Annotated in this window: 12 protein-coding genes; 4 read left to right on the plus strand and 8 right to left on the minus strand. The window is 33.7% G+C overall.

Annotation, left to right across the window (positions count from 1 at the left end; genetic code table 11):
• Positions 1–54 precede the first annotated feature (54 nt).
• Together AAYQ05_RS17975 and AAYQ05_RS17980 are read right to left on the minus strand one after the other, a co-directional pair.
• A complete protein-coding gene (locus AAYQ05_RS17975; protein WP_343544765.1) occupies positions 55–1,281 on the minus strand; it encodes a Glu/Leu/Phe/Val dehydrogenase dimerization domain-containing protein in 1,227 nt (408 codons plus the stop codon).
• A 144-nt stretch (positions 1,282–1,425) separates the two neighbouring features.
• The gene (locus tag AAYQ05_RS17980) at positions 1,426–2,001 is read right to left on the minus strand and encodes a chalcone isomerase family protein (protein ID WP_343544766.1); all 576 of its coding nucleotides are present in this window, start codon (positions 1,999–2,001) and stop codon (positions 1,426–1,428) included.
• Between the two features lie 489 nt (positions 2,002–2,490).
• On the opposite strand from AAYQ05_RS17980, the gene AAYQ05_RS17985 reads away from it, so the two are divergent.
• The 4 genes from AAYQ05_RS17985 to AAYQ05_RS18000 all read left to right on the plus strand — a co-directional run bounded on the left by AAYQ05_RS17985 (position 2,491) and on the right by AAYQ05_RS18000 (position 6,142).
• Complete coding sequence (locus AAYQ05_RS17985) at positions 2,491–3,633, plus strand: acyl-CoA dehydrogenase (RefSeq protein ID WP_343544767.1); 1,143 nt, start codon at positions 2,491–2,493, stop codon at positions 3,631–3,633.
• A 141-nt stretch (positions 3,634–3,774) separates the two neighbouring features.
• Complete coding sequence (locus AAYQ05_RS17990; RefSeq protein WP_343544768.1) at positions 3,775–4,752, plus strand: M28 family peptidase; 978 nt, start codon at positions 3,775–3,777, stop codon at positions 4,750–4,752.
• Positions 4,753–4,787: 35 nt separating this feature from the next.
• Complete coding sequence (locus AAYQ05_RS17995) at positions 4,788–5,465, plus strand: SDR family NAD(P)-dependent oxidoreductase (RefSeq protein WP_343544769.1); 678 nt, start codon at positions 4,788–4,790, stop codon at positions 5,463–5,465.
• Positions 5,466–5,527: 62 nt separating this feature from the next.
• On the plus strand, positions 5,528–6,142 hold the full coding sequence (locus AAYQ05_RS18000) for a SprT-like domain-containing protein (protein WP_343544770.1): 615 nt from the start codon (positions 5,528–5,530) through the stop codon (positions 6,140–6,142).
• A 97-nt stretch (positions 6,143–6,239) separates the two neighbouring features.
• On the opposite strand, the gene AAYQ05_RS18005 is transcribed toward AAYQ05_RS18000, so the two are convergent.
• From AAYQ05_RS18005 to gcvP, 6 genes are all read right to left on the minus strand, one after another.
• A complete protein-coding gene (locus tag AAYQ05_RS18005) occupies positions 6,240–7,004 on the minus strand; it encodes an ABC transporter ATP-binding protein (RefSeq protein WP_177211981.1) in 765 nt (254 codons plus the stop codon).
• On the minus strand, positions 7,004–7,750 hold the full coding sequence (locus tag AAYQ05_RS18010; RefSeq protein ID WP_012022541.1) for an MlaE family ABC transporter permease: 747 nt from the start codon (positions 7,748–7,750) through the stop codon (positions 7,004–7,006). Before AAYQ05_RS18010 ends, AAYQ05_RS18005 begins: the two co-directional genes overlap by 1 nt.
• A gap of 79 nt (positions 7,751–7,829) precedes the next feature.
• Positions 7,830–8,678 (minus strand): glycosyltransferase family 2 protein, encoded by an 849-nt coding sequence (locus tag AAYQ05_RS18015; protein ID WP_343544771.1) that lies wholly within the window; start codon positions 8,676–8,678, stop codon positions 7,830–7,832.
• Positions 8,679–8,766: 88 nt separating this feature from the next.
• Complete coding sequence (locus AAYQ05_RS18020; protein ID WP_177212549.1) at positions 8,767–9,294, minus strand: methyltransferase; 528 nt, start codon at positions 9,292–9,294, stop codon at positions 8,767–8,769.
• 157 nt (positions 9,295–9,451) lie between these two features.
• The gene (locus tag AAYQ05_RS18025) at positions 9,452–10,510 is read right to left on the minus strand and encodes a 3-oxoacyl-ACP synthase III family protein (RefSeq protein ID WP_343544772.1); all 1,059 of its coding nucleotides are present in this window, start codon (positions 10,508–10,510) and stop codon (positions 9,452–9,454) included.
• A gap of 419 nt (positions 10,511–10,929) precedes the next feature.
• Positions 10,930–13,779, minus strand: coding sequence for an aminomethyl-transferring glycine dehydrogenase (gcvP, locus tag AAYQ05_RS18030; RefSeq protein ID WP_343544773.1), 2,850 nt, complete (start codon positions 13,777–13,779; stop codon positions 10,930–10,932).
• Positions 13,780–13,970 lie beyond the last annotated feature (191 nt).

Genomic DNA, 13,970 nt, shown 5'->3' on the forward strand with positions numbered 1-13,970 from the left:
AAAAGGACCAAATTTAAATTTGATCCTTTTGTAATAAAGTAGAATATATCTTTATTATATCAACTGTTTCAATGCAATCTCAAAAGCAGTTGCACTAATATTTGTTTTTGACGAACTCAAAGCGTGAGCTTTAACGATCGCATTTTTAATCGTGTCTGATGTATCATTAAAAATAGCCTCGTCTGTCATTTGAACTTTTTTCTCCATGAAATAAGCAAAAACTCTTGCCATTCCGCAGTTTGAAATAAAGTCTGGAATCAAACTTACTTTGCTGTCTACTTCTTCCATAATAGAACCGAAGAAAATTTCTTTGTCAGCAAAAGGAACATTGGCTCCACAAGAAATTACTTCTAATCCGTTTGCGATTAAGCTGTCAATTTGCTCTTGAGTAACCAATCTTGAAGCCGCGCAAGGAGTGAAAATCTCAGCACCAATAGTCCAGATTTTAGAATTGATTTCTTCAAACGGAATCATATTCTCAGCAACTAATTTATTTCCGTCTTTATTTAAAAACAAGCTTCTGATTTCTTCAAAAGAAAAACCTTCCTCTTTAATTAATCCACCATCACGATCAATAATTCCGATAACTTTTGCTCCCATTTCAGCTAAATAAAAAGCTGCTGCCGAACCTACGTTTCCAAAACCTTGAACGATTGCTTTTTTACCTTTAATGTCTCCACCGTAAGTTGCGTAAAAATGACGAACTGCTTCTGCAACACCAAAACCAGTAATCATATCAGCAACTGTATATTTTCTAGTTACGTCTGGTGAGAACTTTGGGTTTTCAATCACTTTAATTACACCTTGACGCAATTGCCCAATTCTATTAATTTTATCAGCTTCAGTTGGTTTAAAGTGTCCATTAAAAACACCTTCCTGCGGATGCCAAACACCACATTCTTCCGTCATTGGAATTACTTCGTGAATCTCATCAACATTTAAATCTCCTCCAGTTCCATAGTAGCTTTTCAATAAAGGAGAAACGGCTTTGTACCAACGTTGCAAAACACCTTTTTTGCGAGGATCGTTTGGATCAAAATTTATTCCAGATTTAGCTCCTCCAATTGCAGGACCAGAAACTGAGAATTTAACTTCCATAGTTTTAGCCAAAGACAAAACTTCGTTCATGTCTAGACCTTTTCTCATTCTTGTTCCTCCACCCGCAGCTCCTCCACGAAGTGAATTAATAACAGTCCACCCTTCGGCTTCTGTTTCTGAATCTTTCCAATTGAAAACAATTTCAGGTGCTTTGTTTTCAAATTGTTGTAATAAATCTTTCATTTTGTTGTGATATGTTTATTTTGCGTAAATGTATAAAATAGAATAATGCGAATAATGTATTTTGCAGCAAATTTATAAAACATAAAAGAAAAGCCGTCCCGAAATTTTTCGGAACGGCTTTTTGAATATTTAAAAAATTAAGAACTATTGTCCTAATAAATGTTTTTTCAAAGTTTCGTCAACTGGTTTGTCAGAAAGCCAGATTCCGAATAATGCTTTTTTGAAATCGAATCCAGGAATTTTTCCTTTCAAAACTTCGTTTTTAGAAATGTAAACATTTTGGTCTAATGGGTTGTATGCTAAAATGAAAACATCTTTTTCTGTAATGGCATCGCTTAAGAAACTTTTTAATTGTTCAATTCTTGGACGTAACTGCTCAAGATTTGCACCCGCAGATTTTTCAAAACCTGTGTTCATAGCTTTTGTCAATTTGTTTGAAGAAACCATAGAAGAAGTGATTTCTATTCGAACAGCCATTTCAGTATCACTGTCAATAATGAATTGTGGGTCTTGAGTCAATTGAGATAAATACAATGCCTGAACATAAACTTCCAACCACATTTTTGATCTTCCGCCTGCTCCGTTTAATTGTAATGACTTACCTTGAAATTCTATTTTTCTTGGTACAGTTACACCATTAACATCAATTTGCGTTTGCGCTGAAACAGTCGAAAATTGCAAGCTTAAAAGCATTGTCAGCAAAAGTAAAATCTTTTTCATGTTCTATCAATTATTTATTTTTTGGTCAAAAATAATGTTAATTTCTTAATATTTGGCTCATATTGGTAATGTTTTTTTCTTCTCAATTTGATGTTTAATTTTTGTATTACATTAGAAATCACTTTAGTAAGACTAAGTTTACGTAGTTTTACTCATTTTAAGAATTGTTTAATTTTTTTAGATTTAATTGCCTTCAATTTTTTAATTAATAATGAAAATTCAAGCTAATTCGAATCTTAAATTTTAGAAAATTTGTTGCTAAATTGACGCTCTTTTGAAAAAAAAGCTAAATAATAGCGAAAACGTTATCGTAATCTTTGCTGATCTATCAATTTTGTATGCGTGCATTGTAATTTACACATTTAAAAAGTATCTTTGGAAGCCTTTGAACTGAAAAGTTTAGGCATTGAAAAAAACAAAAACATAAAAAACCATCAACTAAAAAGCTCTGTTTGAAATTTGGTTGAAAAAACTTTAAAGAATACTACTATGGATTTTAATCTTACCGAAGAACATTTAATGATTCAGCAGGCAGCAAGAGATTTTGCTCAAAATGAATTATTGCCGGGAGTTATTGAACGAGACGAAAAACAAATTTTTCCAACTGAGCAAGTCAAAAAAATGGGCGAGCTTGGGTTTATGGGAATGATGGTTGATCCTAAATACGGAGGAAGTGGTCTTGATGCCATTTCTTACGTTATTGCAATGGAAGAAATTTCTAAAGTAGATGCTTCTGCTTCTGTTGTAATGTCTGTAAACAATTCGCTAGTTTGCTGGGGATTACAAGAATATGGTACCGAAGAGCAAAAACAAAAATACTTGCCAGGTTTAGCTTCTGGAGAAATTCACGGAGCATTCTGTTTAAGTGAACCTGAAGCAGGAAGTGATGCTACTTCGCAAAAAACTACTGCAATTGATATGGGTGACCATTATTTAGTGAACGGTACCAAAAACTGGATTACAAACGGAAACACAGCTTCTGTATATTTAGTAATTGCACAAACTCATCCAGAATTAAAGCATAAAGGAATCAATGCTTTGATTATGACCAAAGATATGCCAGGTTTCTCAGTTGGTCCGAAAGAGCAAAAAATGGGAATCCGTGGTTCTGATACACATTCTTTAATGTTTACAGATGTAAAAGTTCCAAAAGAAAACAGAATCGGAGAAGATGGTTTCGGTTTTAAATTTGCTATGAAAACTTTGGCTGGTGGTAGAATCGGAATTGCATCTCAAGCATTAGGAATTGCTTCTGGAGCTTATGAAATGGCTTTGAAATATTCTAAAGAGCGTAAAGCCTTTGGAACTGAAATCTGCAATCATCAGGCAATTGCTTTTAAATTGGCAGATATGGCAGTGAATATCGAAGCAGCACGTCATTTATGTATGAAAGCAGCTTGGGATAAAGACAATCATAAAAATTACGATGTGAGTGGTGCAATGGCAAAATTATTTGCTTCGCAAGTTGCAATGGATACATCTGTTGAAGCTGTCCAAATTCACGGAGGAAATGGATACGTGAAAGAATATCATGTAGAGCGTCTAATGCGTGATGCTAAAATCACTCAGATCTACGAAGGAACTTCTGAAATTCAAAAAATTGTAATTTCTAGAGCAGTTATTGCAGGATAAATAAATTTCAAAATAAATTTTAAAACCCTTTCAGCTTTTAGTTTGAAAGGGTTTTTTTATGAATATTCTATTACTTTTCATAAGTTTATGCCTTCAAGTAAATTTTTGTTTTTTACTCAGTATTAAATCAAACCAAACATTATGAAAAAGCTATACTTTCTGCTTCCTCTTGTTTTTCTAGCATGCAAATCGGGAACTTCCACAACAAAAGAGAATGAAATAAAAGGAGCTTCAAAACCCATAGAAATCAGTTATAAAGTAAAGGAATCTGAAATTTCAGATTTTCTAAAATATCTTTCTTCTGATGAATTAGAAGGACGTGAGACTGGAACGAAAGGAATTGAAAAAGCGGCAGTTTTCTTGGAAGACTTTTTAAAGAAAAATAAAATTAAACCGTATTTTAAAACTTATCGTGATACTTTAACCAATTTCGAAAAACCAGCGTTTAATATTGTTGGAGTTATTGAGGGAACAGATCCCGAACTAAAAAAAGAATTTGTGGTATTGAGCGCGCATTATGATCATATTGGCCTGGAGACAAAAGATCAGGCTGATAAAATTAATAATGGTGCAAATGACGATGCTTCGGGCGTAACTTCTGTCGCAGCAATGGCAAAATATTTTAGCACAACTAAAGCTAACAAACGAAGTATATTAATTGTATTTTTTGCGGGAGAAGAAAAAGGATTATTAGGATCTAAAAGTTTAGTAGAGAAATTAAAAAAGCAAAATTTCAATCTTTACACACAATTAAATATCGAAATGATTGGTGTGCCAATGAAACGAGATTATCTAGCTTACATAACAGGTTTTGATAAATCGAACATGGCGCAAAAAATAAATGAATATACAGGAAAAAACACCATCGGATTTTTACCAAAAGAAGCAGAATATAAGCTGTTTTATAGATCTGATAATTATTCGTTTTTTCAAGCTTTCGGAAAACCATGTCAATCTCTAAGTACTTTTGACTTTGAGAATTTTGATTTTTATCATCATGTTTCAGATGAATTCAAATTAATGGACATTCCTCATATTACGGCTTTCACGCAGGAATTATTGCCAGCGGTAACAAAAATTGCCGATTCTCCAACGCAAGAAATAACCATGAACAAATAAGAGGCTGTTTTACACCATTTGATTATTTTTGCTCCATGAAAAATATTATTGTTACCGGAACGAGTAGAGGAATTGGTTATGAATTGGCATTGCAGTTTGCAAATGCAGGAAATCAAGTATTGGCCATTTCGAGAAAAATACCAAAAACACTTTTAGAACATCAAAATGTAACTTGTCTGTCGGTTGATTTAGCAGACGAAACTGCTTTGCATGAAGTAGAAAGTTTTCTTTCTTCAACATGGAAAAAAGTAGATGCAGTAGTTCATAATGCAGGCGCATTACTTTTAAAACCTTTTGCAGAAACTACACAAGCAGATTTTGAAAGCATTTATAAAGTGAATGTTTTTGCTGTTGCTAATTTGACTAGAATTTGTCTTCCGTATTTAGAAAAAGGAAGTCACGTAGTTACGATTAGTTCGATTGGTGGAGTTCGCGGAAGTTTGAAATTCGCAGGATTAGCCGCTTATAGTTCGAGCAAAGGTGCTGTAATTACTTTGACTGAATTATTAGCGGAAGAATATAAAGAAAAAGGAATTTCATTTAATGTTTTGGCTTTGGGTTCTGTTCAAACCGAAATGCTAAACGAAGCTTTTCCAGGATATCAAGCGCCAATTTCAGCAGAAGGAATGGCAACTTATATTTATGATTTTACGCTTAACGGTAATAAATACTTTAACGGAAAGGTACTTGAAGTTTCATCAACTAATCCGTAAGTTAAATTTCAAATTCCAATTTTAAAACGTTTAATATCTAACAAATAACATTTAACTTAAAATTGAGCGATACTTTAGCTAAATATATTCCAGAACATGCGGTAAAACCCGTTTTCGATTTGATAGTGGCCAATCAGGTTCACTTGAAAATTGTAAACGAACGTCAGACGCGTCATGGAGATTATAGACGCGGACCAAGCGGTAAGCATGAAATTACGGTCAATGCAAGTTTAAATAAATACAGATTTTTAATTACACTGATTCACGAAATTGCACATTTAGTTGCTTTTGAAAAGTTTGGACGAAATATAAAGCCACATGGAAATGAATGGAAGTATACTTTTCAGCGTTTAATGGTTCCGTTTATTCGACCAGAAATATTTCCGGGTCATATTTTACCTTTGTTAGCAAGACATTTCAAGAACCCATCTGCAAGTAGCGATACAGATACTACTTTGTCTTTGGCTTTAAAGCAATACGACAAAGAAAATGATAAAAATTACGTTTTCGAAATTCCTTACGGAAGTATTTTTAGAATTAAGAATGGCAAAGTCTTTAAAAAAATAGCCGTTAGAACAAAGCGTTTTGAGTGTTTAGAAATCAGCTCTGGGAAAACGTATCTTTTTAATCCGAATGCTGAGGTTGAATTAATCACTTTAAAAAATTCCAGTACCTAAATTCCAAATTCCAATTACTGGAGAAGTCAATAAAAAAATCCCAAATTCCAATAAGCAACTTGGAGTTTGGGATTTTTAATATTTTGGGTTTTAAAGTCTATAGTCCTTTTAAATAAGCTTCACGTACTTTCTTAAATAGGTTAGAAGAATATACGAATTTAACTATTGCTTCATTATCGGTTTTAAAGATTTCTTCTTTAGTTCCCTGCCAAGCTTTTAAGCCTTTCTTTAGAAAAACAATATTTTCACCGATTTCCATCACCGAGTTCATATCGTGTGTATTAATTACTGTAGTGATATTGTATTCTTTTGTAATTTCCTGAATCAAATTATCAATCAAAGTCGAAGTATTTGGATCTAATCCAGAGTTTGGTTCATCACAAAACAAATATTTCGGATTGTTTACAATAGCTCTTGCAATAGCCACACGTTTTTGCATACCTCCAGAAATCTCAGAAGGTAATTTTTTGTGAGCGTCAACAAGATTTACTCTTTCTAAAACAAAGTCAACTCTTTCTTTGATTTGTGCTTTGCTATTATTAGTGAACATTTTTAGCGGGAAAGCTACATTTTCTTCAACTGTCATCGAGTCAAATAAAGCAGAACCCTGAAATACCATTCCAATTTCAGTTCTCAATTCACGTTTTTCATCTTTATCTAAATCAGAATAAACTCTTCCGTCAAATTCGATTGTTCCTGAATCTGGCGTATGAATTCCTAATAACGTTTTTAATAAAACTGTTTTTCCAGATCCACTTTGTCCAATAATCAAGTTGGTTTTTCCAGTTTCAAATACCGTCGAAACGCCTTTTAAAACTTTACTATCGCCAAATGATTTCTCTATATTTTTTACTTCTATCATTATCCTAATAATAATTGAGTTAATATATAATTTAGAAGGATAATAGTAACAGATGTCCATACAAACGATGTCGTACTTGCCTTACCAACTTCTAATGCACCACCTTTCATATAATAACCATGAAAAGATGGAATTGTTGCCAATAACATCGCAAATATTAAAGTTTTGATAAATGCATAAGTAATATGAAACGGTATGAAATCTTTTTGAGCTCCCATAATAAAATCTGCACCAGTTGAAAATCCTCCATAAGCACAAGCAAGCCATCCTCCAAAAATCCCTAAAAACATACTAATTCCAATAACAAAAGGGTACATTAATAAAGCAATAATTTTAGGGAATACAAGATAATTTACAGAGTTAACCCCCATAACTTCTAAAGCATCAATTTGTTCTGTAACGCGCATTGTTCCGATACTTGAAGTGATGTAAGATCCCATTTTACCGGCCATAATTACCGAAATAAAAGTAGGGGCAAATTCCAAAACTACAGATTGACGTGTAGCAAAACCAATAAGATATTTAGGAATTAATGGGTTAGTTAAGTTTAAAGCTGTTTGAATGGCAACAACTCCTCCAATGAAAAAAGATATAAAGCAGACAATTCCAAGGGAGTCAATAATCAAATCATCGATTTCTTTGAAAATTAAATTTTTCATAACAGGCCATTTGGTCTGTTTATTGAAAATTTCTTTCAGCATTAAAAAATATTTTCCTATTTGGGATAAATAACGAATTAGCATCATAAGTTTTAAATATTGGCTAAGGTAAAAAGAAGTTATGAGTTATGAGTTATGAGTTCAGTTTTTTCGAGTGTTTTACTGATCAAATTAACTTTTCTTTCATTTTTTTTAAACGATAATTTCTAATAAACTTAGCTTGTTCGGGAGTTACTAATAAAGGAGTTTTGGCGCTTTTTGCTTTCATAAATCCTTTAATGTAATCTAAAAATAGAAATGGTTTTTTCTTCATCATTGCCAGTTTTGCCGAAGCAATCGCCGTGATCCAAAAACCATAACCTAAAGTGTAAAAAGCTTCGCCTTGTTTGTAACGAGCTGTTTTATTGTAGTTTGCACCTGTCGGTTTTAGGTGTTTTACATGTAAAGATTCGTCGGTAACTATTTTCCAATCGTAATACTTGCAAAGCAATTCGTCTACAGTATCCCATCCCATTGCTGGTCGCAAACCTCCAATTTGCTGGAAAGTTTCTTTTCGATACGCTTTCAAAGCACCACGAATGTGATCTTTATCAGTTAGATTTTCTAAAACCCATTCGCCGTTTTTATCAATATAGCAGAATCCGCCAGCCATTCCGATTTTAGGATCAGATTCAAAATGTTTGATTATGGTTTCAAAATAGTTTGGAGGAAAAATTAAGTCGCCGTCTATTTTTACAATAATATCATAATCAGAATCCAGAGTTTCAAAGCCTTTCTGAAAAGCCTGAATTACTTTACTTCCTGGTAAATGAATCGCATCTGAAGTTTTGTTTACAACAGAGATGTATGGGTTTTCTTTTGCAAAACCCAGTACAACTTCTTCTGTTTTATCTGTAGAATTGTCATTTACAACCACAACTTTTGTAGGCAAAACAGTTTGAGTAATTAGAGACTGCAATGTCAATCCAATTAAATCTTGTTCGTTATGTGCGGGAATGACGATGTAATATTTCATTTTAAGAATTTTAGATTTTAGATTTTAGATTTTAGATTGTATGGAAATCATCTAAAAATCAAAAATCAAAAATCGTTAATCTGCAATCTTAGTTCTTAACTTTTTCCGCGACAACAATATAATATCTCGGAGTGAAGTATCTTAATAATGGTCTGATTCCAAGTTTTTTTACTGGATGTGTAAATTGAAGACGATCTGTGATTTTCCATCCTGTTTTTTCTAAAAGCCAGTCCAGCTGCCAATCTTCAAATTCATGATAATGTCTGTCCCACATATCGGTTTTAGAACGATAAGCAGGCGAAAACCATAAACGTAACGGAATTGAAATTAACAATTTATCACACTTTACATTTTGCAAAATAGTGTACGGATTTAGTAAATGTTCGAAAATTTCAAAAGCTGTAAAAACGGTATAATCTTCTGTTTGTAAAGCCGTTTGGTCGTTGTCTAAATCTTCTCCTTTTGTATTTTTTACAGTATAACCGTTTTCTTCCATTATTTTTGAAAATGGATTTGGAACACCAAAATCAAAAATGGTTTCAGATGTGCTAACGTGCTTTTTTAAAAACTCTAAAGTAAGTTTGAATCTTTTATTCGGAAACGTTTTTTCGTACATATTCATTGTGAACGAATTAATCTCTCGTTCATGATTTGTTAATTAGGTCGCAAATATACTAAAAAAGTCCGCATCTTATAGTGCGGACTTTTTTAGTTTTCAGTCTCAATCACAGTTTACAGTTAGTTAAACTGAATACTGTGACTGTAAACTGCGACTAGTATCGGTAAACAAAAGCATTAATATTCATTCCGGCTCCAACTGAAGCAAAAATAAGAACATCACCTTTATTTATTTCATGATTTTCAACTTTTCCCTGAAGTATTAAATCATACAATGTCGGGACAGTTGCAACACTACTATTTCCTAAATCGTGAATACTCATTGGCATGATATCTTTAGGAGCCGTTTTGTCGTATAGTTTGTAGAAACGTTCGATGATTGCTTCGTCCATTTTTTCGTTTGCTTGATGGATCAGGATTTTTTTCACTTCATCTATTGCAATTCCGCTTTTATCTAAACAGCTTTTCATCGCACACGGTACATTGCTTAAAGCAAATTCGTAGATTTTGCGTCCATACATTTTAATATATTTCGTATCTGGATCTAAATCTTTATTGTATGATTTTCCGAAGAAAAGATAATTGGCTTCATCAGTTGCATAAGTCGCGCTTTCATAAGCTAATAATCCAGCTTCATCAGTTGCGGCTTCTAAAATTGAAGCACCGGCACCATCAGAATAAATCATTGAATCACGATCGTGATCATCAACAACTCTTGATAGCGTTTCAGCTCCAATTACCATAACCCTTTTTGCCATTCCAGATTTGATGAAAGCATTGGCTTGTAAAACACCTTCGATCCATCCTGGACATCCAAAAATAATATCGTAAGCCACACACTTAGGATTTTTGATGCCTAGTTTGTTTTTAACACGTGTTGCTAAACTCGGTAAAATATCTGACTGAGTAGTTCCTGGTTTTACATCTCCAAAATTATGAGCGATGATAATATAGTCTAAAGTTTCTGCATCAATGGCAGCATTTGCAATAGCTTTTTCAGCAGCAAAGAAAGCTAAATCGGAAGCATTGTATTGTGGTTCAGCATAACGACGATTTTCAATTCCCGTAATACCTTTAAATTTTTTAATAACAACTTCGTTCGGATAACCAAAAGGAGTTCCATCCTCATTTAAAAAAACATGTTTATCAAAATCTGTGTTTTTTACTTCTAGATTAGGAATATAGCTCCCAATACCAATAATTTTTATTTTCATTTTTCCCTTTAATTATCCGATAAATTTAATGCTAATGTATAAATAATATTATGATAACTATCATAAAAAATACTATGCATGCATATAATTGTCAAAAAACGATTTTTCGGTTGATATATTGTTTTTTTTCTAATGATTTTTTAATATTTCCTAGATTTCAAACGATTGAAGACGATTTGGAGACCAATGTTTTTTGACTATTATTTCAATTTTATTGAAATAATTTCACAAAAGATTAGCAGAAAGTTATGTTTCTTTAAATCAGATTTCTTCTTTGCTATTTGGTTTAAAAAAGTTTCAGGTTTCGGGTTTCAAGTTATGCTGAAACCTGAAACTTGAAACTTGAAACCTGAAACAAAAATAAAACCCGACAAGTTTTTAAATCTGTCGGGTTTGGATATTTATAAGAAAACTAAATTTTAGCTTTCCATGTAAGCTTCAATAGGAGCACAGCTACAAACTAAGTTTCTGTCACCATAAGCATCGTCAACACGACGAACTGATGGCCAGAATTTATTGTCAGCGATATAATCTAAAGGATAAGCCGCCGTTTCTCTTGAATAAGGGAAATCCCAAGAATCAGCCGTTAACATTGCTAATGTGTGAGGTGCATTTTTCAATACATTGTTTTTGTCATCAGCAGTTGCAGTTTCGATCTCTTTTCTGATTGAGATAAGCGCATCACAAAAACGATCTAATTCTGCTAAATCTTCAGATTCAGTCGGTTCGATCATTAAAGTTCCAGCAACTGGGAAAGAAACTGTAGGAGCGTGGAAACCGTAATCCATTAAACGTTTTGCGATATCACCTACTTCAATTCCGTTTTCTTTAAATGAACGGCAATCTAAGATCATTTCGTGAGCCGCTCTTCCACATTCTCCAGTATAAAGAATTGGGTAGTGGTCTTCAAAACGAGATTTCATATAGTTGGCATTCAAAATCGCATGTTCTGTAGCACTTTTTAATCCGTCAGCACCCATCATTGTGATGTAACCGTAAGAAATTAAACATACTAAAGCAGATCCGTAAGGTGCAGATGAAATAGCAGTAATTGCTTGCTCGCCACCAACTTTTAAGATTGGGTTTGTTGGCAAGAACGGAACTAATTTTTCGTTCACACAAATTGGTCCAACTCCAGGTCCACCACCACCGTGAGGAATAGCGAACGTTTTGTGTAAATTCAAGTGACAAACGTCAGCGCCAATTGTAGCAGGATTTGTTAATCCAACTTGCGCGTTCATGTTTGCACCATCCATATATACTAAACCACCATTATCGTGGATTAATTTTGTGATTTCGATAATTGAAGATTCGAAAACTCCGTGAGTAGAAGGATATGTTACCATTAAACAAGATAAATCATCTTTGTGCTCAATCGCTTTTTCTCTTAAATCTTCTACGTCAATATTTCCTTCTGGAGTCGTTTTCGTAACAATGATTTTCATTCCGGCCATAGCTGCAGAAGCAGGATTGGTTCCGTGAGCTGATGATGGAATTAAACATACATTACGGTGCCCTTCGTTTCTTGACATGTGGTAAGCACGAATCGCCATTAAACCTGCATATTCGCCTTGAGCTCCTGAGTTTGGCTGTAAAGTTGTTCCAGCGAATCCAGTAATTACATTTAATTGCTGTTCTAATTTTTTAAGCATTGTGATGTAACCTTCAGCTTGCTCTACTGGTGCAAACGGGTGAATACTGTTCCAGTTTGGCATTGAAAGAGGCAACATTTCAGAAGCTGCGTTTAATTTCATTGTACAAGAGCCTAATGAAATCATCGAATGATTCAATGATAAATCTTTACGCTCTAATTTTTTGATATAACGCATTAACTGGCTTTCTGAATGATGATTGTTGAAAACATCATGCGTTAAGAAAGAAGAAGTTCTTTCTAAAGAAGCCGGTAATTGACTAGCCTCAGTTAATTCAGAAACTGTGAAAGCTTCTTTTCCTAAAGCTTCAGCGAAAATCGCAATAATTTGGTTGATGTCAGCAATTGAAGTTGTTTCGTTGAACGAAATAGAAATTGTATCAGCATCAACATAGAAGAAGTTTACTTCATTTTTCTCTGCAACAGCTTTTACTTTTTGAGCATCAGCTTTTACTAAAATAGTATCAAAGTAAGCCGTATTAGTTTGGTAAACTCCTAATTTATTTAAAGCTTCAGCAGCAGTAACCGCCGATGCGTGAACTTTGTTTGCAATGTATTTTAATCCTTCTGGTCCGTGGTAAACCGCATACATTCCTGCCATAACTGCCAATAAAACCTGAGCAGTACAAATATTTGAAGTCGCTTTTTCACGTTTAATGTGTTGTTCGCGAGTTCCTAAAGCCATACGTAAAGCACGGTTTCCATTTGTATCAACAGAAACTCCAATAATACGACCCGGCATAGAACGTTTGTATTCGTCTTTAGTTGCAAAGTAAGCTGCGTGAGGCCCGCCGTAACCCATTGGCACACCAAAACGTTGAGTAGTTCCGACTACAACTGCTGCACCCATTTCTCCCGGAGAAGTTAAAGCAGCTAATGATAAAATATCAGCAGCAAAGGCAACTTTGATTTCGTTTTCTTTTGCTTTAGCAACAAAAGCGCTGTAATCGTTTACTTGACCGTATTTTCCTGGGTATTGTAAAATAGCTCCAAAGAATTCATTTGAAAAATCAAATGTTTCATGGTTTCCAACAACTAATTCAATTCCAATTGGAGTTGAACGCGTTTGAAGTACAGATAAAGTCTGAGGTAAAATTTCTTCAGAAACGAAGAATTTATGTGTATTATTTTTCTTTTGATCTCTTGTACGAACGTCAAATAATAAAGCCATAGCTTCTGCAGCAGCAGTTCCTTCATCTAATAAAGATGCGTTTGCAATTTCCATACCTGTTAATTCGATAACCGTAGTCTGGAAATTTAAAATTGCTTCCAAACGACCTTGAGCAATTTCGGCTTGGTAAGGTGTGTAAGCTGTGTACCATCCTGGGTTTTCAAAGATGTTTCTTTGAATTGGAGCAGGAACAATAGTTGGGTGATAACCCAATCCAATATAAGATTTGAATACTTTGTTTTTTCTTCCTAACTCTTGAATGTGATTTGCAAATTCGTACTCGGTCATTGCAGGATCTAAATTCAAAGGTGCTTTTAAACGAATGTCATCTGGAAGGGTTTCATAAACAAGTCGCTCGATTGAGTCAACTCCAATAGTTTTCAGCATATGCTGAAGATCAGTTTCTCTTGGACCAATGTGTCTTAAAGCAAAAGCATCTGTTTTCATGTAGCTATCTAAGTTTTTTTAATTAATGTGTTCGTACACCATTTTATGGTGCGAATCACATTTAAAAGTAAATGTGTTGTTTTTTTGTGGCGCAAAATTAAGTATTATTACTAATTTAATAGGTATTTTTAACTTCATTTTTTATCAAATTTATAATCAAAGACTTGGTTTGTTAATAAAATATTAGATTT

Source organism: Flavobacterium movens (genome assembly GCF_039581425.1).
Lineage (GTDB): Bacteria > Bacteroidota > Bacteroidia > Flavobacteriales > Flavobacteriaceae > Flavobacterium > Flavobacterium luteolum.